The organism is Bradyrhizobium sp. URHC0002 (genome assembly GCF_054059515.1).
In genome coordinates this window covers 4,125,691-4,148,447 of record NZ_JBSSCF010000001.1, presented here as the reverse complement: position 1 = coordinate 4,148,447, position 22,757 = coordinate 4,125,691, and the positions used below count along the sequence as shown (strand labels likewise).

The window sequence follows — 22,757 nt, the reverse complement described above, 5'->3', positions numbered from 1 at the left end:
GGAGCGGTTACCGACGGGACTGCAACCGGTTATCGGCGCCACAATTAAGATATGAATTCAAGTTCATCAAATAGAGTTGAAATGGAGGACGCCGCCGATACGAGGCCGATCCTGATCGTGCCTTATATGTGGATCGGCGACTTCGTCCGCGGCCATACCGTGGTTCGGGTGTTGAAGCAGCGCTGGCCTAACCGCCCGGTCGACCTGCTGGTGACCTCCCTTTGCGCCCCGCTGGTGGACTACATGCCCGGTGTCCGGGCGGGCATCGTCTGGGATTTGCCCCGCAGCCGGCTTGCCCTGGCCAAGCAGCGGGGCTTGGCCGCCGAACTGCGGGCTCGGGGCTATGGAACCTCCCTCGTCCTGCCCCGCACCTGGAAAGCCGCGATCGCGCCGACCCTGGCCGGCATCCCCGAGCGCGTTGGCTTTTTCGGCGAGGCCCGGTTCGGCCTGATCAACCGGATGCGCTGGGGCGAGAAGGCCCTGCCCCGCTTCATCGACAAGAATGCCGCCCTGGCGCTACCGGCGGGCGCGGCGCTGCCGCCGGAATGGCCGGTGCCCCAGCTCGTCGTGCCGCCGGAGGAGATCGTGCGCTGGCGGCAGACCAACGGACTGGGCTCAGGCCCGGCGGTGGCGCTGGCTCCCGGGTCGGTCGGCGCCTCGAAACGATGGACCTATTATCCACAGGCTGCGCGACTATTGATCGAGCGCGGGCTCGACGTCTGGGTGGTCGGCGGCCCCGGCGAAAAAGCGCTGGCGCAGGAGATCGTCGCCGTTGGCGGCAGCAAGGTCCGCGACCTCACCGGCACCGACCTGCGCAATGGCGTTTTGGCGATGGCGGCGGCTGGCGTCGCCATCTCGAACGATTCCGGCCTGATGCATATCGCAGCGGCGATCGGCACGCCGACCATGGGCATTTTCGGCCCCACCAGCCCCTATCTGTGGGCGCCGCTGAACGGCCTTGCCGCGACGGTCCTTCAGACCAAGGCCGTGCTGCCCTGCCAGCCCTGCCAACGCACCGTCTGCACCATGAACGACCATCGCTGCATGCGCGACATTCCCGCCGCTGATGTCGCCGACATCGCGCAACGCGTGATGCGCGAGGCGGGAATTCGTGCCTCAACCTGACGAACGTGCGCTTGCTAAGCCGCAGCCGCGTCATTACCAAGGCCCGCAAAACCAAAACCTCACGGTGTCTCTTGGGCGACCAATCCAAAGGTCCGATCAGCATCCATCTCGACCAATCGCTGGCAGCGCTCGAGCGCGCGGCGAAAGATCCCGCGCTGCTCGCGGTTGCCGATCAGATCACAGGTGCGATGTTGTCGGCCCTTCGCGCCGACAACAAGATACTGGTCATCGGCAATGGCGGCAGCGCTGGCGACGCCCAGCACATCGCCGCCGAGCTTGTCGGGCGTTACAAGAAGGAGCGCATGGCATTTCCGGCGATTGCGCTCACCACGGACACTTCGGCGCTGACGGCGATCGGCAATGACTACAGCTTCGACCACGTTTTCGTTCGCCAGGTCGAAGCACTCGGCCGGCGGGGCGACCTGCTGCTCGCGCTCTCGACATCCGGGCGTTCGCCGAACATTCTGGCGGCGCTGAAGATCGCGCGCGAGCGTGGGCTCGTGACAGTCGGCTTCACCGGCGCCAGGGGCGAACCGATGCGGGCGGCTTGCGATCATTTGTTGATGGTGCCGAGCGACGACACGCCGATCATCCAGCAGATCTATTTCACCTATGCGCACGCCATCTGCGACGAGGTCGAGCAGGTCATGGCCCGCGAAGCGTCGCGTTGATCGGCTCGCGCTCAGCGCAGCGCGCGATAGACTTCCCCGATACGGGCCGCTTCTGCATCAAGGCTGAATTTTTCAAGCACACGCGCACGCGCCCGCTGGCCCATCGCTATGGCCGAGGCCGGGTCGCGCATGAGCGGCTCCAGTGCGGCGACCAGCGCCTCAGCGTCTCCCGGCGGCGTCAGCACGCCGGTCACACCGTCCTCGACCACGAATTCGGCGGCGCCCGCGCGCGACGCCACCAGCGCTGCCCCTGACGACATCGCCTCGATCAACGTCAGGCCAAAGCCTTCATTGCGCGAGGTGAAGGCATAGATCGTCAGTCGCTGATACCAGCGCTGCACGTCCTCGATCGCGAGTTCGCCCGTGATGACGATGCGCGATTGCAGGCCGGCGGCCTCGATCTGCTGCTTCAAGCCGTTGGCAAAGCCCTGCTGCTCGGGCACGACCGCGCCGACGACGATGGCGGTGAAATCGGGATAGCGCGGCAGCAGCCGGCACATCGCCTCGACGAAGACGTCCGTGCCCTTTTGCGCTCGCACCCGGCCGAAGCAGCCGATCGCGTAACGCCCCGGCAGTTTGGCTTCCGCAAACGCCGTCGCGCGGTCGGCCGGCGGCGCATAAGCATCGGTATCGACGCCATGCATCACCACCGTTGCCTCGCGCTTGAGAAACGACGCCGAGAGTTCGGAAGTGGCGATCACCGCATCCATCTGCCGGATCAGCCAGCGCGTCAGCCGCCTGTGATGCCGCTGTGCGGCCGAGGTAAAGACGAGTTTCAGCGGCCAGCCGAGCGCGCGCAGCAACAGCCCCGCGATCATCTCGTCATTGCGCCGCGCGTGCCAGATCAGCGGCGTGCCGTGGCGCCACAGTTTCAAAAGATCCGCAAAACCCAGCCGCGCGATGCCGTCGGGCGCTTGCGGCCCGAGCCATGCCGCGCGATACATCCGGGCGAGCTTCGGCGCCACCATCCGGTTGGTCGCCGTGACGCCCGAATAGCGCCTGTGTAGATTCGGCACGATCAGCTGCAGATCACTGGCCAAATTGTTCTCGATCGGCACGTCCGGCTCCGTTTCGGCCAGTTCCTATACGCAACATTAAGCATAGTGGCCAGTTCGGCGGCGCCGAAACCCACTCTTCACCGCAGCCCCGCTAGCATCGCCTTCAATAGAGCGCGACCAGCATAAGTGGAAACCGGCTTTGCGTCCGGGCGCGCGCCAAATTCAAGAGCGAGAGGTGGCCCATGACCGTGCTCGTCACCGGTGGCGCCGGATATATCGGAAGTCATATGGTTCACGCGCTGGTGGAAGCCGGCGAAAGCGTCGTCGTGATCGACAATCTGTCCACCGGATTCTCCGCCTTCCTGCCCGAAGGCGTGCCGCTGTTCATCGGCGATGCCGGCGATGAAAACCTCGTCGCAGGCGTGATCGCCCAGCACAAGGTCGAGAGCATCATCCATTTCGCCGGCTCCATCGTGGTGCCGGATTCGGTGCGCGATCCGCTCGGCTATTACCGCAACAACACCATGACGACCCGCAGCCTCTTGAATGCCGCGGTCAAGGGCGGCGTCAACCGATTCATCTTTTCATCGACCGCTGCTGTGTACGGCAATCCGGACCAGGTACCGGTGCCCGAACATGCGCCGACGCGGCCGGCCTCGCCCTACGGCTCTTCGAAGCTGATGACCGAAATCATGCTGCACGATGTCGCCACCGCGCATGGCCTGAACTATGTCGTGCTGCGCTACTTCAACGTCGCCGGCGCCGATCCGAAAGGCCGCTGCGGCATCGCCACCGTCGGGGCTACGCATCTCCTGAAGATCGCAGTCGAAGCCGCCACCGGGCAGCGCGCCAAGGTCGACGTGTTCGGCACCGATTACCCGACGCCGGACGGAAGCTGCATCCGCGACTTCATCCATGTCAGCGATCTCGCGCAGGCCCATCGCGCCGCGCTGTCCTATTTGCGCGGTGGCAGCAGCTCGATCACGCTGAACTGCGGTTACGGCCGCGGCTATTCGGTGCTCGAGACCATCGAGGCCGTCCGCCGGGTCTCGATGCGCAATTTCGCGGTTTCATATGCGCCGCGCCGCCCCGGCGACATCATGGCCATGGTCGCCGATACAAGCCGCATCCGTGCGACGCTGAACTGGACGCCGCAATACGACAATCTCGAGACCATCGCCACCCATGCGCTGGCCTGGGAAGAGAAGCTGTTCCGCGACCGCGGCGGCCTTCCGAAGCATGCGGAATCGGCCTGAAATCAAGCGCTTATTTGGCTTGAAAAAGCCCCGACAAGCAGGCAAGGACTAACCCGCTAAAGCCCTGACGCGCCCGGCTACCAGGCGCCGTCAATGGAACGCGGATGACCGAACTTCCAAGCAAACCGACCAGAAAAATCACCGACGATCCCTACGGCGCGGCGATCCTGATTCGCCGCCTCGTCATGGAACAGGGTTTTGTCTATTGGCGGCGCTATGTGACCGCATTCGCGCTGATGGGCGTGTCCGCCGGCGCCACCGCGGGCTCCGCCTATATCCTGGGCCAGGTGATCAACCAGGCCTATATCGACAAGAACGTCACCGGCATCGCCATTCTCTCCGGCGTCACCGTGGTGCTGCTGTTCATCAAGGGTCTGGCGACCTACGGCCACACCGTGATCCTGTCCAAGATCAGCAACGCCATTCTCGCCAACAACCAGCGGCGGCTGTTTGCCAAGCTGATGAGCGAAAGCATCGGATTCTATTCCGCGCGGCATTCCTCCGAATTCCTGGCGCGACTGACATCGGGCGCAAAATCCATCACCGACGTCCTGACGCTGTTGATCAATGCGGTCGGACGCGACGTGCTGCTGCTGGTCAGCCTGATCTTCGTGATGGTGACGCAGGATCCCGTACTGTCGTTCATCGGCCTCGTGGTGGTGCCGCCGGCGATGCTGATCCTGCGCAAGCTGATTAAGCGCATCAAGGGCCTCGCCCACAACCAGTTCACCGGCAGCGCCGACATCATGGAGACCATGCAGGAATCGCTGCAGGGCATCCGCACGGTGAAGGCCTTCACGCTGGAAGCGACCATGCAGCGGCGCATCGACGAGAACATCGCGGTCGTCGAGCGCAACGCCAACAAGATGGCGCGGGTCTCCAATCGCTCCAACCCGCTGATGGAAATGCTTGGCGGCTTTGCGGTCGCCGGCTGCCTGCTTTACGGCGGCTACAGCGTGGTGGCGCTCGGCGCCACGCCCGGACAGTTTTTCTCCTTCATGACCGCGTTCCTGCTGGCGACCGAGCCGGCCAAGCGGCTGGCGCGGCTCAACATTGACCTCAACAGCCAGCTGGTCGGCGCGCGCATGCTGCTCGAAATCGTCGACAGCCCGGCGAGCGAGCCTGTCGACAACGACAAGCCGGCGCTAAAACTCTCGAACGCGCGGGTCGAGTTCCGCGATGTCAATTTCTCCTACCGGCCGGACGAACCGGTGCTCAAGGCCATGAACTTCATCGCCGAGCCCGGCAAGACCACCGCTTTGGTCGGCCCCTCCGGCGGTGGCAAATCCACGGTGCTGGCGCTGTTGCTGCGGCTCTACGAAGTGAACGACGGCGAAATCCTGATCGACGGCCAGAAAATATCCGGCGTGTCGCGCCAATCGCTGCGCCAGCAGACCGGCTATGTCGGGCAGGACGTCTATCTGTTCCGCGACTCCATCGGCGCCAACATCGCCTTCGGCAAGGAAGGCGCCACGCAGGACGAGATCGTGGCGGCCGCGAAAGCCGCCTGCGCGCACGATTTCATCATGGGCTTTCCGCTCGGCTACGACACGCCCGTCGGCGAACACGGCACGCAGCTATCCGGCGGCCAGCGCCAGCGCATCGCAGTCGCCCGGGCGCTGATCAAGAACGCACCGATCATCCTGCTCGATGAAGCAACCGCGGCGCTGGATTCGGAATCCGAAAAGGCCGTGCAGGAAGCGATCGACCATCTCTGCCAGAACCGCACCACCATCGTGATCGCCCACCGCCTGCACACCATCATGCACGCCGACGCCATTCTGGTGGTCGAGGGCGGCGAGATCGTCGAGCGCGGCCAGCATGACGATTTGCTGCGGCGCGGCGGCCGCTATGCCTCGTTCTTCCGCCTGCAGCAGCGCGATGCCGGCCATCCCAGTCTGGCGCCGGTCAGCGCAACCGCGTAAAGGCTATTCCCGAATTTCCAACCGTAACCCGTTGAGATCCTTTTCATGAACGCAGCCTCCTACGTCATATCAGCAGCCCCGCAGCCCACGCTCCCCGTCGTCGGCGAGACAGGCACCTATCCGGTCCGCCGCATCTGGTGCGTCGGGCGCAACTATCTCGAGCACATCCGCGAGATGGGCAATGACGAGCGAGCCCCGCCGTTCTTCTTCGGCAAGCACGCCGACATGCTGGTGCCTGATGGGGCCACGATCCCCTACCCGCCGCTGACCAAGGATCTGCATCACGAGGTCGAGCTGATCGTCGCGATGAAGAGCGGCGGCCTCAACATATCAGCCGACAAGGCGCTCGATCACGTCTACGGCTATGCCGTCGGGATCGACCTGACCCGCCGCGACCTGCAGATCGCCTCGCGCAAGAAGGAGCGGCCGTGGGAAGTCGGCAAGTCCTTCGATTATTCCGCGCCCTGCTCCGCGGTGCAGCCGGCCTCGAAGATCGGCCATCCCTCAAAGGGCAAGATCTGGCTCACGGTCAATGGCACCGAAACCCAGAAGGGCGACCTCACCGAACTGATCTGGAACGTGCCGGAAATCATCTGGCAGCTCTCGCAGCAGGTAAAACTCGCCGCCGGCGACATCATCATGACGGGCACGCCTGCCGGCGTCTCCCAGCTCAAGCCCGGTGACAAGATCGAGTGCGGCGTCGACGGCGTCGGCACGCTGAAGGTTTCGATCGGCAATCCGGAATAGGCTGAAGGCCATCGCGAAATGCAAAGCCCCGGATCATATCCGGGGCTTTTTTTTCATGCGGATCGTAGGGCGGATGAGCGAAGCGTAATCCGCCGATCCAGCGTGACCTCGACGATGCGGATTACGCTTCGCTCATCCGCGCTACGACGAACTATCCTTTTCCAGCCGCGCAAAATGGCTGCGCAGCCTCGGCACCGCAAAATCCATGAAGGCGCGCACCTTCGGCACCGTGAGCCGGCCTTGCGGCACGATCACATGCACCGGCAGCGCTGCGGGCTCGTGGCCCGCGAGCACGACTTCGAGCTCGCCGTTCCGCACCGCTTCCGCCACTTGATAGGAGAAGAACAGCGCGACGCCGCGTCCGCCGACGGCCGACGCCACCGCGCTGCGGATACTGTTGGTGACGAGCCGCGGCGTCACCTGAACGTTTCGCGGAACGGATGATCCCGCGACCGCCGGAAAGGTCCAGGAATTGGGAAGATGCGCCATCGTGATGATCTGGTGTTTGGCCAGATCGCCCGGCTCCTCGATGCGCGGATTTTGCTTGAGGTAACGCGGCGCGGCCACCACCACCCGGCGTACATCGCCGATCCGGCTCGCCATCATGGAAGAATCGGCGAGATTGCCGATGCGAAGCGCGATGTCAAAACCCTCATCGATCAGGTTCACCGCCCGGTCAAGCAGCAGCAGCCGCGCCGACACAGTCGGGTAAGCATCCAGGAAGGCGTCCAGAACCGGCCGCAACACCATTTCGCCGGAGATAACCGGCGCCGTCAGCGCGAGCGTGCCGCGCGGCGCGGCCCGTTCGCCGCCGGCCAGGATGTCGGCCTCCTCGAGTTCGGTGAGCACCCGCCGGCAGGCCGCCGCATAGCGCTCGCCGACCTCGCTCAGCTTGATCGATCGCGTCGTGCGGTGCAGCAGCTCGGCGCCAACATGGGCTTCGAGGAAGGCGATGGCGCGGCTGACGGCGGCGGGCGAGCGGCCGAGCTTGCGGCCCGCGGCGGCCAGACTCCCCTCGTCGAGCGCAGCGACGAAGACCTTCATCGCGTCGATACGGTCCATCATTCCTTCTCCGGCCGATGGCCGGCGGGCGGCCAGTGATGCCGGCGATTATTCCGCATTCTTCCGCTTGGCGAAAGAGTGTCTGTCGAACGACGGGCATTCGCTCGCGTCCCGAACGAGCGTAGTTGCTCCGCATCGGTTGAGCGCGGCCCAAAGGCCCCCGCATCACCATCCCCTCGAACGGACAGGAGCTTGCAATGGGTACCGAACAGAAAGTTGCAGTGATTACAGGCGCATCGCAGGGCATCGGCGCCGCTTTGATCAAGGCGTATCGCGACCGCAATTACCGGGTGGTTGCCACCGCCCGCTCGATCAAGCCGTCGAACGACGACGACGTCCTGACGGTGGCCGGCGACATCGCCGATCCCAAGACCGCCGAGCGTGTGATCGCAGAAGCCATGGCCCGGTTCGGCCGCATCGATACGCTGGTCAACAACGCCGGCATCTTCAACGCAAAGCCTTTCACCCAATACACCCAGGCCGATTTCGCCGGCGCGCTCGGCGTCAACCTCGCCGGCTTCTTCCGCATCACCCAGTTGGCGATTGCGGAAATGGAGAAGCAGGGCAGCGGCCACGTCGTGCAGGTCACCACCAGCCTGGTCGATCACGCCATCGATGGCGTTCCTTCCGTGCTGGCGTCGCTGACCAAGGGTGGCCTGAACGCCGCCACCAAGTCGCTCGCGATCGAATACGCCAAGCGCGGCATCCGCGTGAACGCGGTTTCGCCCGGCGTCATCAAGACGCCGATGCATCCCCCCGAAACGCACGCGGCGCTCGACGCCCTGCACCCCGTCGGCCGCATGGGCGAGATCAAGGACATCGTCGATGCGATCCTTTATCTCGAAGGTGCCGCCTTCGTGACCGGCGAGATCCTGCACGTCGACGGCGGCCAGAGCGCCGGCCATTGAGCCGTCTGTCCCGGAGCGCGGGCGCCCTGCCCTCGCTCCGACGCGTGCTGGTTGCAAGATCCGCAAAACTGACACAGATTTCAACTATTGCCGGAGAATAACGGCGAACGTCAGAGCGGAGGAGACACCGATGATCAAGGTAAGCGTAATGTATCCCAATACGCCGGGGGCGCGCTTCGACCACGATTACTACCGCGACAAGCATATGCCGCTCCTAAAAGCGCGCATGGGTGATGCTTGCAAGTCCTACACCGTCGACAAGGGCATGGCCGGCGGCGCACCCGGCGCTCCCGCAACTTATGTCGGAATGTGTCACATCTTCTGCGACTCGGTCGAGGCGTTCCAGGCCGGCTTTGGGCCTCATGCCAAGGAGATCATGGCCGACATCCCGAACTATACCGACCAGTCCCCGGTCATCCAGATCAGCGAAGTCGTCGTAGGCTGACAACGTAGCCTCCCCGACTCGATACGTAGGCGGGTTTCGCGCAGCGTAACCCGCCTGTTTTTTCAGGCGTGCGCCTATTGCACCGTCAGCTGTAGCCCGGATGAGCGAAGCGATATCCGGGGCTCTATCTTGCGCGTGAGCCCGCATATCGCTGCGCTCATACGGGCTACGATTGCTCGCCTGGAGGCTTCTTTTGAGAGTACGGCCATGCCGGGCGAACGCAATCTGAAGACGCTGCTGCAAAACATGAAGCCCGAGATGCACGAAGGCGTCTTCGTTTTTTGCAGCATGCCGGAAGACAAGGAAATTCCAGCGGCAGTCAGGCCGCTGCACATCTTCCGCGAACGCGAAGGAACGGCTTTCATCATACGGCGCGAGGAAGCCGAAGCAGCACGGCTGCCTTATCAATTTGCGTCGCGACTGATCACGCTGACCGTTCATTCCTCGCTTGAAGCGGTAGGCTTTCTAGCTGCAATCACCGCTCGCCTAGCGGAGGCCGGCATAAGCGTGAATGCAGTATCGGCCTTCTATCACGATCATTTGTTTGTGCCGGAGCACAGAGCCGATGAAGCGCTGCATCATCTGCAAGATATGTCGAAGGAACCGTAGCCCGGATGAGCGAAGCGACATCGGGGAAAATGTCTCTCGCTTATCGCGGAGCCTGTCAGGGCGCGCATTCGCGCGACCCGGTGGCTCGCAATGACGCGGAGAAGCCGCAGCGTACTGGATATCCCGCATGACGGCCTTGGTAGCCGAAATTGAGAGGCTGAAGCCTCAGCTCCGCAGCGCCTGCAGGCCCTTGAAGGTCAGCCGCTTCGGGTCGCGGACGCCGGCCAGATAGAACTTGCGGATGAAGGCGGCGGCCGCCTCGCGGTCGCAATCGGTCAGCGCCACGATGGCATCGACGGCAATTCGCTGGGCGTCCATGGGCTTCCTCGTGCTGTCAGGGGCCGCAAGCCACGCAGCGTGGGGCACGCCGGTTAATCCGGCGTTAACCGTGAGGACACCTTGAACGATTCGCGCTCACCTACGTATACGCGAAATGACGCATGGGGCGTCGGAAAGCATCGCACGCGGGGGGAACCGCTCACGAATACTGCATCACCCCGTCGTCGACCTTGCCGTAGCGGAGCGTGACGATGTCGAGCGCGTAATTCTGATACAGCCGCCACGGCCGCTTGGAGCCCTGCTTGGGCAGTTTGGCGATCGAGCGCTGCACGTAACCGGACGAGAAATCCAGCGACGGCAGTTCGGTGACGTCAGGATCGACATTATGCGGCATGCACTGCTTGTAGCCGTTGCGGTCCATATAGTTGATCAGCCGGCAGACATATTCGCAGGTCAGATCGCATTTCAGCGTCCACGACGCGTTGGTGTAGCCGAACGCCGAGGCCATGTTCGGAATGTCCGAATACATCATGCCCTTGTAGTTCAGCGTTCGCGCGAAATCGACCGTACGGCCGTCGACGCTGACCTCGAGCCCGCCGAGCACCTGCAGGTTCAGCCCCGTCGCCGTGACAATGATGTCGGCTTCGATCTCGCTGCCGTCCCTGAGCTTGATGCCGCTCTTGGTGAAGGCGTCGATCTCGTTGGTGACCACGGAAGCACGCTTGTCGCGGATCGACTTGAACAGGTCGCCGTCGGGCACGAGGCAGAGCCGCTGCTCCCACGGGTTATAGCGCGGCGTAAAGTGCTTGCCGACGTCGTATTCCGGCCCCAGCGCCATCTTGACGCCGCCGAGGATCAGTTGCTTGGCGCGGTCGGGCTTGCGGCGGCAGAGCTGGAAGAAATACATGCCGAACAGCACGTTGCGCCAGCGGATCATGTGATAGGCGAGCTTCGCCGAGAGTTTCTGCCGCAGCTTGTTGGCAAGCGCATCTTCCGCAGGCCGCGCCACCACGTAAGTCGGCGAGCGCTGCAGCATGGTGACATGCGACGCGGTCTTGGCCATCTCCGGCACCAGCGTCACCGCCGTGGCACCCGACCCGATCACCACCACCCGCTTGCCGGCGTAGTCCAAATCCTCGGGCCATTTTTGCGGATGCACGATCTGGCCTGCAAAGTCCGCCACGCCCGAAAATTCCGGCGTGTAGCCTTCCTCGTATTTGTAATAGCCCGAGCACATGAACAGGAAACCGCAGGTGAAGCGCACGACCTCGGTTGCGCCCTCGCCCACCGTGCGTTCAGCCTCCACCGTCCAGCGCGCCTCCGGCGACGACCACGACGCGCGTTTGACGCGATGGTGGAAGCGGATCTTCTTGTCGATGCCATTGTCGACTGCGGTCTCGCAGACGTAATTCAATATCCGCGGCCCGTCGGCGATCGCCTTCGGTTCGGTCCACGGTTTGAACGAATAGCCGAGCGTATACATGTCGGAGTCGGAGCGGATGCCGGGATAGCGAAACAGATCCCAGGTGCCGCCGATGCAGTCGCGCCCCTCGAGGATCACGTAGCTCTTGCCCGGGCATTTCTCTTGCAGGTGATAGCCCGCGCCGATGCCGGACAGGCCCGCGCCGACAATGAGGACGTCGAAATGTTCTGCCTTATCGGTCATGGCGATCTCCCTGCATTCAGATGTAATGGGCAGCAGGGAGAAATTGCAACTCGCAATGTCGGGTTGCCGCGACGATACAGGTTGTATCGAAATCATCGCGGGTTGTGCGACCGGCCAACAAAAAGCCCCGGATTGCTCCGGGGCTTTCTGAGGCTCTGGTGTGTACCTCAGGACGACGCCTGCAACGGCGCATCCTGCCTGAGATCAATACCGGTAATGATCCGCCTTGAACGGGCCTTCCGGCTTGACGCCGATATAGTCGGCCTGGTCCTTGCGCAGCTCGGTCAGCTTGACGCCGATCTTGGCGAGATGCAGCCGCGCCACCTTCTCGTCCAGCGACTTCGGCAGCACGTAGACCTTCTTCTCGTACTTGCCGTCCTTGTTGTTGGCCCACAGTTCGATCTGCGCCAGCGTCTGGTTGGTGAACGACGCCGACATCACGAACGACGGATGGCCCATGGCGTTGCCGAGATTCACCAGACGGCCTTCCGACAACAGGATGATGCGGTGCTTGTCGGGGAATTCGATCTCGTCGACCTGCGGCTTGACGTTGGTCCACTTCAGGTTACGCAGACCTGCGATCTGGATCTCGTTGTCGAAGTGGCCGATGTTGCAGACGATGGCGCGATCCTTCATCGCGCGCATGTGCTCGATGGTGATGATGTCCTTGTTGCCGGTCGCGGTGACGAAGATGTCGGCGCGCGGGGCGGCGTCTTCCATGGTGACGACTTCATAGCCTTCCATCGCCGCCTGCAGGGCGCAGATCGGATCGACTTCGGAGACCATGACGCGGCAGCCGGCCTGGCGCAGCGAGGCGGCCGAGCCCTTGCCGACGTCGCCAAAGCCGGCGACCATCGCGACCTTGCCCGACATCATCACGTCGGTGCCGCGGCGGATGCCGTCGACCAGCGACTCGCGGCAACCGTAGAGATTGTCGAACTTCGACTTGGTGACGCTGTCGTTGACGTTGATCGCCGGCCACAGCAGCGTACCGGCCTTCTGCATGTCGTAGAGACGATGCACGCCCGTGGTGGTCTCTTCCGAAACGCCCTTGATGCTCTTGGCGATCTCGGCGAAGTAGCCTTTCGGCTTTTCCTTGAGTTGCTTCTTGAGCAGCGCGAAGAAAACTTCCTCTTCTTCCGAAGCCGGCTTGTCCAGGAATTTAGTGTCGCCGTTCTCGGCGCGCAGACCGAGATGGACATACATGGTGGCGTCGCCGCCGTCGTCGAGGATCATGTTGGGGTGACCGCCGCCGTGCCAGTCGAACAGCTTGGCCGTGTAATCCCAGTATTCGGTGAGGCTCTCGCCCTTCACCGCGAACACCGGAATGCCGGCAGCGGCGATCGCGGCCGCCGCGTGGTCCTGGGTCGAATAGATGTTGCAGGAAACCCAGCGAATATCGGCACCGAGTGCGGCCAGCGTCTCGATCAGCACGCCGGTCTGAATCGTCATATGCAGCGAGCCGGCGATGCGGGCGCCCTTCAGCGGCTGCTTGGGGCCGTATTCCTCACGCGTCGCCATCAGGCCCGGCATTTCAGTCTCGGCCAGCGAGAGTTCCTTGCGGCCGAAATCGGCGAGCGAGATGTCCTTGACGATGTAGTCGTTGAAGGCGGGCTTCTTGGCGGCAGCGGTCATGCGGTTGATCCCTTAAAAAGCATATTCCGAAAAGCGGAAGGCTTTCCGGAATATGCGAGACAATTACGGAGAACGTCAGATCGCGCTCTTGAGCGCGTCGACCAGATCGGCTTTTTCCCAGCTGAAGCCGCCGTCCTTGTCCGGCGTGCGGCCGAAATGACCGTAGGACGCGGTTCGCGCGTAGATCGGCTTGTTGAGATCGAGATGCTTGCGGATGCCGCGCGGCGTCAGATCCATCGCCTCACGCACGGCCTCTTCCAGCTTGTCCTCCGGCACCTTCCCGGTGCCGTGGGTGTCGATATAGATCGACAGCGGCCGCGCCACGCCGATCGCATAAGCAAGCTGCAGCGTGCAGCGGTCGGCGAAACCGGCGGCAACGATGTTCTTGGCGACGTAGCGCGCGGCGTACGCCGCCGAACGATCCACCTTGGTCGGGTCCTTGCCGGAGAACGCGCCGCCGCCGTGCGGGGCCGCGCCACCATAGGTGTCGACGATGATCTTGCGGCCGGTCAGGCCGGCGTCGCCATCGGGACCGCCGATATAGAATTTGCCGGTCGGGTTGATGTGCCAGACGGTCTTGCCGTTGATCCAGCCTTCCGGCAGCGCCTGGCGCACATACGGCTCGACGCGCTCGCGTACCTGGTTCGAAGTCATGTCCTCAACGAGGTGCTGATGCGAGACCACGATCTCGCGCACGCCGACCGGCTTCCCGTTCTCATATTGCACGGTGACCTGGCTCTTGGAGTCCGGACCCAGCACCTTCTCCTTGCCGGAGTGACGCGCTTCCGAGATCAGCCGCAGGATCTTGTGGGCGTAGAAGATCGGCGCCGGCATCAGGTCCGGCGTCTCGTTGGTGGCGTAGCCGAACATGATGCCCTGGTCGCCCGCGCCCTCTTCCTTGTTGGTGCCCGGCTGCAGCGCATCGACGCCCTGCGCGATATCGGCAGATTGCGGATGCAGCAGGATTTCGATGTCGGCCTTCTCCCAGTGGAAGCCGTCCTGCTCGTAACCGATGTCCTTGATCGCAGCGCGAACGACGCTTTCGATCTGGTCGTTGGTGACGGATGCGGGTCCGCGGGTTTCACCGGCGATCACCACCTTGTTGGTGGTGGCAAGCGTTTCGCAGGCCGCACGGATCGCCCAGGGGTCGATGCCGGCCTTGGGGCCTTCACGGAAAAACAAATCGACGATCTCGTCGGAAATCCGGTCGCAAACCTTGTCCGGGTGACCCTCGGAAACCGACTCGCTGGTGAACAAATAAGACGCGCGCATCAACAACCCCTTGTTTCCGCCGGATGCCGGCGGCTGTCTGTGATCAATCCCGGAATGTCAGTCGCGACGCCGCGATATGACGTAGGATTCGTCGTAAAACCAAAGCCCATTATGCTTGCGCAGAACCTCTCTGGTGGCATCGAGGGTCCGGCTGTTTTCAGTCATTTCCGTCAACCGGTCGTCTTCGATCTGGGCGACATACACCGCCGCATTCCACGCTGCAAAAGCCGTCGAGGTTCCGATCTGGCCGGTGACCTCGTTGGGCAGCGCTTCCATATCATAACGAAAGATGGAACGGTTATCGGCGTACGCATTAAAGTTAAGGTCGCGGCCAGCCGATCCAAGCTCATATTTCACCGCGCGCAATAGCTCATGACGGCTTACCCCGAAAGGATTTTCTCCGGGCCAGACCGCCTGGATGATTTCCAGGCCCGGATCCTGCCCGTGGGAGTGAATTCCAATCAACCGGCCCCCTGCTCGCAAGCTCCGGGCCAGCGGCGCGATAATCCGCTTGGCGCGGAAATTCACAGAGGATTTGGCCCGATAGGGCTGGGAAGCGATCACAAGGTCAAAATTGGCCTCGGTTCGGCCGGCCCGTGGGATGATCGAATCAAGCAGGAAGCGGTGGTCCTCGCGGTACAGCACCAGCGCTACCGGGCGTTCATAGATCGGCATGCCCGATTTGGGGCTGATATTGGCCCGCCAGTTTTGCTCCAGAAATGGCCCCAATTCGGCGATCTGCAGCTCGAATTCGCCCGAGGAGGCCCCCCGCAAGGCAACTTCGTGCCAGATCATGCCCGCCGCCGCGGCCGGCGAGGCCGGGGTCAGCCAGGGCGCCTCGGCGTAGTGCATGTTGGTCAGGACGACCACGGTCGCCGGGTGCTCGAACAGCCGGTCCGGCACCTTGTCGAGCGTCAGCCGGACATCCTCGACGCTCAGCTCCTTGCCGGCGATATAGAACGGCATGTGGGGAAAGCGGCCGTGCATCGAGCGCATCACCCGCGCCAGCACCGTGCCGTCGCCGACGCCGGCGTCGAATACCCGGAGCGCCGGCGGACGAGGATGCAGGCTGGACAGCTCCAGCGCCACCCGCTCGGCAATCACCCGCTTCTCGCTGCAGGTGTGGACGAACAGCAGGTATTTCTGGCGGTTCTCGAAAAACCGAAAATTGCCCCGCGGATCGCGCTTTTCGGGCGGCACTTCGAGACCGCGCGGCGGCGGAAGGGTACCCGTGGACGTCGCAATATAGGCCTGGATGCGATCCAGCGTATCGATGGTGATGCGTTTGCCCTCGCGCAGCCGATGCACCAGTTTGCCGTCGTTGACCGACCGGCGGCCAAACGTCGTCTCCGCCATGTCGGAGTGGCGGCAGAAGTCGGTGATCTGGCTGAGAATTTGGTCGTTCTTCATCGGGCGGGAGCATTGGGAAGCAGCGGTGGGCAACACCAGGTGACGGCGGCGTCCTACCACGGACTGCCCACCAAGGAAACCCCCAACCGCTGGCGGCCGGCATGTGGCGCGGCCGGCCTTGAACCCCCGCTCCGCGGGAGGCAACAAAGCGGTATCCGCTACTCGCGATCGCCATTCACGGGGACCTGATGCGCCGCGCAATCCTGATACTTACCCTGCTCGCCGCCGCGCTGTGGTCGGCGCCTTCCCTCGCCCAATCGCGCGCGCAACTCGGGCCGCTCTGCACCACCGACACCACGCCGGCCGATCAGCAGATCGACGCCTGCAACAAGATCATCGCGCTGAAGGTGTTTTCCGGCGAGAAGCTCGCGACCATCTATTTCTGGCGCGCGGTCGGCTGGAACAAGAAGGGCAATTACAACCAGGTCATCGCGGACGCCGGCGAAGCGATCCGCCTGCAGCCCAACGTCGCCCTCTACAATCTTCGCGGCTCGGCCTATTACGACAAGGGCGAGTACGACATCGCCATTGCCGATTTCAACGACGCGCTGCGGATCGGGCCGCCCAGCGGCATCATCTTTCACAACCGCGGCAACGCCTGGCGCTCCAAGGGCGAATACGCCAAGGCGATCGCCGACTACGATCAATCGATCAAGGCCGGACCGCCGTCGGCGTTTTCCTGGCAGAACCGCGGCATTTCGAAACGAGCACTCGGCGATCTCGACGGCGCGCTGGCCGACATCAACGAAGCGATCCGGCTCGACCCGACATTGCCGCAACCGCTGACCAGCCGCGCGTTGATCTGGCGCGCCAGGGGCGATCTCGATCGCGCCATCGCCGACACGACCGAGGCGATCCGGCTCGCAAAGGCAAAAGCGCCGGTCAACATCATGACGCCGCCCGGCAGCGTGCTGATCTCGGCCTACACCCATCGCGGGCTTGCTTATGAGGCCAAGGGCGATTTCGAGCGCGCCAAGCTGGATTATGCCGCCACGCTGCAGGGTCAGGCTTCCGACGCCGGCAGCAAGGCCAACCAGGCCACCGCGAAGGTTCGCCTGTCGCTGTTGTCAGAGACGCTGCCGCCCTCGCCGCGAACTGCAACCGCAGCGCCACCGCCGCCGGCCAGCAAAGCCGCGCCAGCTTCGCCGGCGGGCGCAGCGAGCCCGTCCGCGCCTCCCGCAGCGGAACAGCGCAAACGCGCAGGGACCGGCAAAGAAACCGGCAGGCGCGTCGCGCTGGTGATCGGCAACGGCGCCTATGCGCGTGTGAGGCCGCTGCCCAATCCGTCCAACGATGCGCGCGCGATGGCCAAAAGCCTGCGCGACATCGGCTTCGTGGTGACCGAAGGCATCGATCTCGACCGCACGGCGATGCAGGCGACGATCCGCGACTTCCTGCGCGATGCCGCGCGGTCGCAGGTGGCAGTGGTCTACTACGCCGGTCACGGCGTCCAGATCGACGGCCGCAATTACCTGGTGCCGGTCGACCTCGAGTTTCGGGCGGGCAGCGGCATGACCGATGCGATGATGGACATGGATACGATCATGGCCGGCCTCGACGATCAGGTCCGAACCAACATCCTGATCCTCGATGCCTGCCGCAACAACCCGATGGCGCCGAAGCTGGCTTCCGCAGGTCCTGCCCGTGACATCGAAGCCGGCTCGGGGCTGGCCGCGCCCGCCACGCTCGGCGCCGGCTCGACCTTGGGTGCGGGGACGCTGATCGCATTTGCAACGGCGCCCGGACAGGTCGCGCTGGACGGCGAAGGCGCCAACAGCCCGTTCTCGGCGGCACTGACGCGCCACATCGGCACGCCCGGGCTGGAGGTGCAGCAGATGCTGACGCGGGTCCGCGCCGAAGTGGTCGCGGCCACCAAGGGCAAGCAGGTGCCGTGGTCGAACTCGTCGCTGCTGGGCGAGGTCTATCTGGCGGAGAAATAATCAGGCTGCGCGCGCCACGAAGGCCTTCGCGGCCTTCGCAATCCGCTGTGCCTCGATGCCGATTTCGCGCAACTGCCCGGTCGGCACCGTGATCTGGCCGCAGAAGTAGAGCCCCGGCACATTGGTCGCCGCCCCCGTGACCAGCGGCATGCCGTGGTCATCGAACACACCCTCGAAACCAGGGACCAGCCGGCGCAGGTCGGGGCGGAAGCCGGTTGCGAGAATGACGGCGTCGAATTTTTCGCTTCGCGCATCGGCAAATACGACACCGTCGGCGGTGAAGCGATCGACACCGCCGCGCACCTTGATCGCGCCGTCCCTGATTTTCGCCAGCGTGCCAATATCGATCAGCGGCACGCGTCCATCCTCTTCAACCATCTGGCGCGGCCCCTTTGCGGCACGCCTGAGACCGAGCTTCTCGAAATCGCCCATCGCCAGCCGCAGCACCGGCGCATTGATGAAATCGACGAGGCGCGCGGGCAGCCGCCGGTACAGGATCGCCCACGATAGAATCGGAAAGCCGAGCAGATCGCGCGGGATGATCTGGACCGGACTGCGGACGGCCAAGGTGACATCGACGCCGCTATTGGCGAGATCGAGTGCGATCTCGCCGCCGGAATTGCCGAAGCCGATGACGAGCACGCGCCTGCCGGAAAACGTCTCGGGATTTTGATAGTTGCTGCTGTGAACGACTACGCCCGAATAGATATCCATTCCCGGCCAGGACGGACGGTAGGGCGCATCCGCAATGCCCGTCGCCACCACCACGACCGGCGCCGATATCGCATCAAGCGACGTATCGGCAAGCCATCGCGCACTATCGCGCCGGAGGCGCGAGACCTTGGTGTTGAACACCGGCTTGATCTGAAAGCGGGCCGCGTAGCTTTCGAGGTAGGCGACCATCTGCGCCCGCGACGGATAGGCCGGATAGTCCGGTGGCATCGGCATCCCGGGCAGGCCGGAATGGTTGCGGTCGGTGTGCAGATGAAGCCGGTCGTAATGCCGCCGCCATACCGCGCCGACCCTGCCGGCCTTCTCCAGCACCATGACGTCAAGCCCGGCCGCGCGCATCGTCACGGCGCATGCGAGCCCCGCGGGGCCCGCACCGATAATGATGGCGTCACGGGTTGGCGTCACGAAATCCCTCCCGCCGTCGTGCAACGATGGAGAAGCGGTTACTTCCCCCAGACCTCGTTGGCGACTTCGACCGCGAGGCTGAGCTTGGCCCACTGCTCTTCCTCGGACAGGATGTTGCCTTCCTCGGTGGAGGCAAAACCGCATTGCGGCGACACCGCGAGTTGGTCGAGCGGCGCGAACTTGGCGGCCTCTTCGAGGCGGCGCTTGATGTCGTCCTTCTTCTCGAGCTCGCCGAATTTCGACGTAATGACACCGACCACCACGACCTTGTTGCCCTTCGGCAGGTATCGCAGCGGCTCGAAGCCGCCGGCCCGGTCGGAATCATATTCGAGGAAGTAGCCGTCGTAATTGGTGCCGGCCAGCATTGTCTCGGCCACCGGCTCGTAGCCGCCGGACGAGATCCAGGTCGAGCGGAAATTGCCGCGGCAGACATGGGTGGTGACGATCATATCCGCCGGACGCTCGGCCAGCGCGTAGTTGATGACGCGCGCGTAGATTTCCTGCAATCCATCGGGATTGTCGCCACGCTCGCGCGCCTTCTGCAACTCTTCCTGCGAGCAGAGATAGGCCCACACGGTGTCGTCGAACTGCAGGTAGCGGCAGCCGGCGTCGTAGAACGCCTTCACCGCCTTGCGATAGGTCTTGCCGAGATCCGCGTAGAACTCTTCGAGATCAGGATAGACGTCCTTCGAAATCGCCTTGCGGCCGCCACGGAAATGCAGCACGGCGGGCGACGGGATCGTCATCTTCGCCGTGACGTGCGCCGCGTCGGCATGCTTCTTCAGGAAGCGGAAGTGATCCAGCATCGGATGGCTGTCGGGGAAATCGAGCTTGCCGATCACGCGGACGGCGTCATGGCGGGTCTCGACGCCGGCGAACTGAATACCGGTCTCGGGGTGGAACAGCTCGCAGCCGCCGAGCTTGGCCAGAAAATCGAAATGCCACCAGGAGCGGCGGAATTCGCCGTCGGTCGCCAGCTTCAGGCCGATCGAGGCCTGCTTGTGCACGACCTTTTCGATCTCGAGGTCTTCGGCCTTGCGCAAGTCTTCCGCCGTGATCTCGCCCTTCTCCAGCTTCGCGCGCGCTTCCTTGATGCGCTGTGGCCGCAACAGGCTGCCGACCTCGTCGGCGCGGAACGGGGCTTTGGTTCTCTGCATCGTCTCAACTCCCATCAAATTTAATGCGCGGCGGCGCCGGCGACGCCGAGATAGCGTTCGAGCACCGCGGGATCGGCCTTCAACGCGTGGCTTGCCGCATCATGCACGATCGCGCCGCGTTCCAATATCACAACCCGATCGGCCAGCCCCAGAATCTTTTGCGCATTCTGCTCGACGATGATCGAGCAGATGCCGCCGGCCCGGGTGATAGTGCCCAGCGCCCTTAACAATTCCTCAACGATGATCGGCGCCAGACCCTCGGTCGGCTCGTCGAGCAGCAGCACTTTGGGATTAAGGGTCAGCGCGCGGCCGATCGCCAGCATCTGCTGCTCGCCCCCGGAGAGCTGGTTGCCGAAATTGCTGCGGCGCTCCTTCAGCCGCGGAAACATCTCGTAGACCTTTTCCACGGTCCATGGCCCGGGCTGCGCCACGGCGGTCATGTTTTCTTCCACCGTCAGCGAGCGGAAGATATTGCGCTCCTGCGGCACCCAGCCGATCCCGGCCCGCGCCCGCTGGTCTGGCCGCATCGCCGTGATGTCCACCCCACCGAGCGCAAGGCTGCCGCCAAAGCGGCGGGTGATGCCGACGATCGAATTGATCAGCGTGGTCTTGCCGGTGCCGTTACGCCCGAGCAGCGCCAGCACCTGGCCTTCGCCCAGCGTCAGCGACATCGAGGGCAACACCACCGCTTCGCCGTAGCCGGCGCGCAAGGCATCGATGACGAGAAGCTCAGGCATCGGCCGCCTCACCGAGATAGACCGCCTTGACCTGGGGATCCCGCGCCACTTCGTCGGGCGGGCCTTCCACCAGCATGGCGCCATTCACCAGCACCGAGATGCGGTCGGCAAACGAGAACACCAGATCCATATCGTGCTCGATCAACAGCACCGTGACGTCGCGCGGCAGTGCCGCAACCGCCGCCAGGATGTCGTGACGCTCACTCTCGGGCACGCCGGCGGCAGGCTCGTCGAGCAGCAGCACGCGGGGCCTAGTCGCAATCGCGACCGCGATCTCGAGCAGGCGCTGCTTGCCATAGGGAAGCGTCGCGGTCAGTTCGTTCATGACATCAAGCAAATGAAAGCGCGCCAGTGTTTCCGCGATCTCCTCGTTGACATCGGCGCGCGTGCCCATCCGCCGCCACCAATCGCCGCCGCGGCCGAGCCGTTCGGAGACCGCGAGCCCCACGGTTTCGAGCGGGGTCAAATCGGCATAGAGCTGGTTGATCTGGAAGGTGCGCGAGAGCCCGCGCAGCACCCGGGTGTGAACCGGCAAATCCGTAATGTCGTTGCCTTCGAGCAGGATCTGTCCCGCATTGGGCTTGAGCACGCCGGTCAGAAGATTGATGACGGTGGTCTTGCCGGCGCCGTTCGGTCCGATCAGGGCATGGCGGGCGCCCTGCTTCACCTGCAGCGACAGATCGCGCGTGACCCTCAAGCCGCCGAAGGATTTCTCCAGTCCCCTGGTTTCCAGCGCGATCGTCATGGCGCATCGCTTTCGGGAACGGCCACGACGGCCTTGCGGCCGGCGATCTGCCGGATCACGAGATTCGGGAGCCACAACGCCCAGCGATGCATGCGGTCGCGGCCGACCAGCACGATCACGACCAGCACGAGCCCGATCCAGAACAGCCAGTATTGCGGCGTGATCGTCTGGAACACCTCCTGCAGCATCTTGAACACGACTGCCCCGATCAGCCCGCCATAGAGATAACCGGTGCCGCCGATCACCAGCACCAGCATCAGATCGGCGGATTTTTCGAACGCAAATACGTCGAGCGAGGCCAATGCCGTGGTCTGGGTGAACAGCGCGCCGGCGATGCCGGCGTAAAACGCCGCCACCGTGTAGATCGCGATCAGGCGGCGGTTGACGGGCACGCCGATCGCCGATGCCCGCAATGGATTGTTCTTGATGGCGCGCAGCGACAGGCCAAACGGCGAGTTCACGATCCGCCGTGCCAGCAGAAACAGCAGAAACAGCACGATCAGCGAGTAGAAAAAGCCGGTCTTGCCAAACATGTCGAATGCGAACAGGCCGAGGATCGGCGCCATCTCGATGCCCTGCAGCCCGTCGGTGCCGCCGGTGATGTTGGAGAAACGTTCCCCCAGCGCTTCCAGCAGCAGCGCAACGCCTAGCGTCACCATCAGCCGAGTCAGATCGACGCCTCGGATGACGAGGAAACTCGTCAGGAAGCCGAGCACCATGGCGACGAGACCAGCCACGATCAGCGCGATGACGGGCTCGGTGATGATGCCGTGCAGTGCCAATAGCCCCGCCGAATACGCACCGACGCCGAAGAAGGCGGCGTGCCCCAGCGAGACGATGCCGGCATAGCCGAGGATCAGATCGAGCGACAGCGTGAACAACGCCAGCCGAATGATGTCGGTCATGATCAGGTAGCGGGACGGAAACAGGAACGCGCAGGATGCCGCGAGAATCCAGAACGCGATTTCGGCCGGACGCCAGCGGGCGCGGGCGATGGCATGGGATGAAACATCGGAGACTGCGGTCATCGCGG

Annotated in this window: 21 protein-coding genes; 9 read left to right on the top strand and 12 right to left on the bottom strand. The window is 63.7% G+C overall.

Annotated elements, in window-relative coordinates; translation table 11 throughout:
* Positions 1-51 precede the first annotated feature (51 nt).
* A complete protein-coding gene (gene waaF, locus ACVWVY_RS20065) occupies positions 52-1,125 on the top strand; it encodes a lipopolysaccharide heptosyltransferase II (RefSeq protein ID WP_456628006.1) in 1,074 nt (357 codons plus the stop codon).
* Positions 1,126-1,196: 71 nt separating this feature from the next.
* Positions 1,197-1,796 (top strand): D-sedoheptulose 7-phosphate isomerase, encoded by a 600-nt coding sequence (locus ACVWVY_RS20060; protein WP_456628005.1) that lies wholly within the window; start codon positions 1,197-1,199, stop codon positions 1,794-1,796.
* Between the two features lie 11 nt (positions 1,797-1,807).
* Here ACVWVY_RS20060 and ACVWVY_RS20055 read toward each other — a convergent pair whose 3' ends face one another.
* Complete coding sequence (locus tag ACVWVY_RS20055; protein ID WP_456628004.1) at positions 1,808-2,854, bottom strand: glycosyltransferase family 4 protein; 1,047 nt, start codon at positions 2,852-2,854, stop codon at positions 1,808-1,810.
* A 182-nt stretch (positions 2,855-3,036) separates the two neighbouring features.
* Here ACVWVY_RS20055 and galE point away from each other — a divergent pair, with 182 nt between their 5' ends.
* The 3 genes from galE to ACVWVY_RS20040 all read left to right on the top strand — a co-directional run bounded on the left by galE (position 3,037) and on the right by ACVWVY_RS20040 (position 6,722).
* The gene (gene galE / locus ACVWVY_RS20050) at positions 3,037-4,050 is read left to right on the top strand and encodes a UDP-glucose 4-epimerase GalE (protein ID WP_456628003.1); all 1,014 of its coding nucleotides are present in this window, start codon (positions 3,037-3,039) and stop codon (positions 4,048-4,050) included.
* A 104-nt stretch (positions 4,051-4,154) separates the two neighbouring features.
* Positions 4,155-5,975 (top strand): ABC transporter ATP-binding protein, encoded by a 1,821-nt coding sequence (locus tag ACVWVY_RS20045; RefSeq protein WP_456628002.1) that lies wholly within the window; start codon positions 4,155-4,157, stop codon positions 5,973-5,975.
* Positions 5,976-6,020: 45 nt separating this feature from the next.
* Positions 6,021-6,722 (top strand): fumarylacetoacetate hydrolase family protein, encoded by a 702-nt coding sequence (locus ACVWVY_RS20040; protein WP_456628001.1) that lies wholly within the window; start codon positions 6,021-6,023, stop codon positions 6,720-6,722.
* A 141-nt stretch (positions 6,723-6,863) separates the two neighbouring features.
* On the opposite strand, the gene ACVWVY_RS20035 is transcribed toward ACVWVY_RS20040, so the two are convergent.
* Positions 6,864-7,784 (bottom strand): LysR family transcriptional regulator, encoded by a 921-nt coding sequence (locus ACVWVY_RS20035; protein ID WP_456628000.1) that lies wholly within the window; start codon positions 7,782-7,784, stop codon positions 6,864-6,866.
* A gap of 197 nt (positions 7,785-7,981) precedes the next feature.
* Between ACVWVY_RS20035 and ACVWVY_RS20030 the strand changes: the two genes are divergently transcribed.
* From ACVWVY_RS20030 to ACVWVY_RS20020, 3 genes are all read left to right on the top strand, one after another.
* Positions 7,982-8,692 (top strand): SDR family NAD(P)-dependent oxidoreductase, encoded by a 711-nt coding sequence (locus ACVWVY_RS20030; RefSeq protein WP_456627999.1) that lies wholly within the window; start codon positions 7,982-7,984, stop codon positions 8,690-8,692.
* A gap of 130 nt (positions 8,693-8,822) precedes the next feature.
* Complete coding sequence (locus tag ACVWVY_RS20025) at positions 8,823-9,137, top strand: EthD family reductase (RefSeq protein WP_456627998.1); 315 nt, start codon at positions 8,823-8,825, stop codon at positions 9,135-9,137.
* 207 nt (positions 9,138-9,344) lie between these two features.
* Complete coding sequence (locus ACVWVY_RS20020) at positions 9,345-9,746, top strand: ACT domain-containing protein (protein WP_456627997.1); 402 nt, start codon at positions 9,345-9,347, stop codon at positions 9,744-9,746.
* Between the two features lie 165 nt (positions 9,747-9,911).
* On the opposite strand, the gene ACVWVY_RS20015 is transcribed toward ACVWVY_RS20020, so the two are convergent.
* From ACVWVY_RS20015 to ACVWVY_RS19995, 5 genes are all read right to left on the bottom strand, one after another.
* Complete coding sequence (locus ACVWVY_RS20015) at positions 9,912-10,064, bottom strand: hypothetical protein (protein ID WP_212421236.1); 153 nt, start codon at positions 10,062-10,064, stop codon at positions 9,912-9,914.
* 160 nt (positions 10,065-10,224) lie between these two features.
* Positions 10,225-11,691, bottom strand: a complete 1,467-nt coding sequence (locus ACVWVY_RS20010; protein WP_456627996.1) for a flavin-containing monooxygenase — start codon at positions 11,689-11,691, stop codon at positions 10,225-10,227.
* Between the two features lie 204 nt (positions 11,692-11,895).
* A complete protein-coding gene (gene ahcY, locus ACVWVY_RS20005; protein WP_456627995.1) occupies positions 11,896-13,326 on the bottom strand; it encodes an adenosylhomocysteinase in 1,431 nt (476 codons plus the stop codon).
* Positions 13,327-13,401: 75 nt separating this feature from the next.
* On the bottom strand, positions 13,402-14,598 hold the full coding sequence (gene metK / locus ACVWVY_RS20000; protein WP_456627994.1) for a methionine adenosyltransferase: 1,197 nt from the start codon (positions 14,596-14,598) through the stop codon (positions 13,402-13,404).
* A gap of 57 nt (positions 14,599-14,655) precedes the next feature.
* Positions 14,656-16,008 carry a hypothetical protein gene (locus tag ACVWVY_RS19995; protein WP_456627993.1) on the bottom strand — a complete coding sequence of 451 codons (1,353 nt, stop codon included), beginning with the start codon at positions 16,006-16,008 and terminating at the stop codon, positions 14,656-14,658.
* Positions 16,009-16,196: 188 nt separating this feature from the next.
* Here ACVWVY_RS19995 and ACVWVY_RS19990 point away from each other — a divergent pair, with 188 nt between their 5' ends.
* Positions 16,197-17,948, top strand: coding sequence for a caspase family protein (locus ACVWVY_RS19990; protein WP_456627992.1), 1,752 nt, complete (start codon positions 16,197-16,199; stop codon positions 17,946-17,948).
* On the opposite strand, the gene ACVWVY_RS19985 is transcribed toward ACVWVY_RS19990, so the two are convergent.
* The 5 genes from ACVWVY_RS19985 to ACVWVY_RS19965 are packed head-to-tail and all read right to left on the bottom strand — an operon-like array spanning position 17,949 to position 22,752.
* On the bottom strand, positions 17,949-19,085 hold the full coding sequence (locus tag ACVWVY_RS19985; protein ID WP_456627991.1) for a flavin-containing monooxygenase: 1,137 nt from the start codon (positions 19,083-19,085) through the stop codon (positions 17,949-17,951).
* A 38-nt stretch (positions 19,086-19,123) separates the two neighbouring features.
* Positions 19,124-20,242: a cobalamin-independent methionine synthase II family protein gene (locus ACVWVY_RS19980; RefSeq protein ID WP_456627990.1), complete on the bottom strand. Its 1,119-nt coding sequence runs from the start codon at positions 20,240-20,242 to the stop codon at positions 19,124-19,126.
* A gap of 20 nt (positions 20,243-20,262) precedes the next feature.
* Positions 20,263-20,979, bottom strand: a complete 717-nt coding sequence (locus ACVWVY_RS19975) for an ABC transporter ATP-binding protein (protein WP_456627989.1) — start codon at positions 20,977-20,979, stop codon at positions 20,263-20,265.
* Complete coding sequence (locus ACVWVY_RS19970) at positions 20,972-21,724, bottom strand: ABC transporter ATP-binding protein (RefSeq protein ID WP_456627988.1); 753 nt, start codon at positions 21,722-21,724, stop codon at positions 20,972-20,974. Before ACVWVY_RS19970 ends, ACVWVY_RS19975 begins: the two co-directional genes overlap by 8 nt.
* On the bottom strand, positions 21,721-22,752 hold the full coding sequence (locus ACVWVY_RS19965; RefSeq protein ID WP_456627987.1) for a branched-chain amino acid ABC transporter permease: 1,032 nt from the start codon (positions 22,750-22,752) through the stop codon (positions 21,721-21,723). Before ACVWVY_RS19965 ends, ACVWVY_RS19970 begins: the two co-directional genes overlap by 4 nt.
* Between the last annotated feature and the right edge of the window lie 5 nt (positions 22,753-22,757).

Coding starts and splice junctions, on each gene's coding strand:
- waaF (WP_456628006.1), top strand. CDS start 52: ATGAATTCAAGTTCATCAAATAGAGTTGAAATGGAGGACGCCGCCGAT.
- galE (WP_456628003.1), top strand. CDS start 3,037: ATGACCGTGCTCGTCACCGGTGGCGCCGGATATATCGGAAGTCATATG.
- ACVWVY_RS20045 (WP_456628002.1), top strand. CDS start 4,155: ATGACCGAACTTCCAAGCAAACCGACCAGAAAAATCACCGACGATCCC.
- ACVWVY_RS20040 (WP_456628001.1), top strand. CDS start 6,021: ATGAACGCAGCCTCCTACGTCATATCAGCAGCCCCGCAGCCCACGCTC.
- ACVWVY_RS20035 (WP_456628000.1), bottom strand. CDS start 7,784: ATGGACCGTATCGACGCGATGAAGGTCTTCGTCGCTGCGCTCGACGAG.
- ACVWVY_RS20030 (WP_456627999.1), top strand. CDS start 7,982: ATGGGTACCGAACAGAAAGTTGCAGTGATTACAGGCGCATCGCAGGGC.
- ACVWVY_RS20025 (WP_456627998.1), top strand. CDS start 8,823: ATGATCAAGGTAAGCGTAATGTATCCCAATACGCCGGGGGCGCGCTTC.
- ACVWVY_RS20020 (WP_456627997.1), top strand. CDS start 9,345: ATGCCGGGCGAACGCAATCTGAAGACGCTGCTGCAAAACATGAAGCCC.
- ACVWVY_RS20015 (WP_212421236.1), bottom strand. CDS start 10,064: ATGGACGCCCAGCGAATTGCCGTCGATGCCATCGTGGCGCTGACCGAT.
- ACVWVY_RS20010 (WP_456627996.1), bottom strand. CDS start 11,691: ATGACCGATAAGGCAGAACATTTCGACGTCCTCATTGTCGGCGCGGGC.
- ahcY (WP_456627995.1), bottom strand. CDS start 13,326: ATGACCGCTGCCGCCAAGAAGCCCGCCTTCAACGACTACATCGTCAAG.
- metK (WP_456627994.1), bottom strand. CDS start 14,598: ATGCGCGCGTCTTATTTGTTCACCAGCGAGTCGGTTTCCGAGGGTCAC.
- ACVWVY_RS19995 (WP_456627993.1), bottom strand. CDS start 16,008: ATGAAGAACGACCAAATTCTCAGCCAGATCACCGACTTCTGCCGCCAC.
- ACVWVY_RS19990 (WP_456627992.1), top strand. CDS start 16,197: ATGCGCCGCGCAATCCTGATACTTACCCTGCTCGCCGCCGCGCTGTGG.
- ACVWVY_RS19980 (WP_456627990.1), bottom strand. CDS start 20,242: ATGCAGAGAACCAAAGCCCCGTTCCGCGCCGACGAGGTCGGCAGCCTG.
- ACVWVY_RS19975 (WP_456627989.1), bottom strand. CDS start 20,979: ATGCCTGAGCTTCTCGTCATCGATGCCTTGCGCGCCGGCTACGGCGAA.
- ACVWVY_RS19970 (WP_456627988.1), bottom strand. CDS start 21,724: ATGACGATCGCGCTGGAAACCAGGGGACTGGAGAAATCCTTCGGCGGC.
- ACVWVY_RS19965 (WP_456627987.1), bottom strand. CDS start 22,752: ATGACCGCAGTCTCCGATGTTTCATCCCATGCCATCGCCCGCGCCCGC.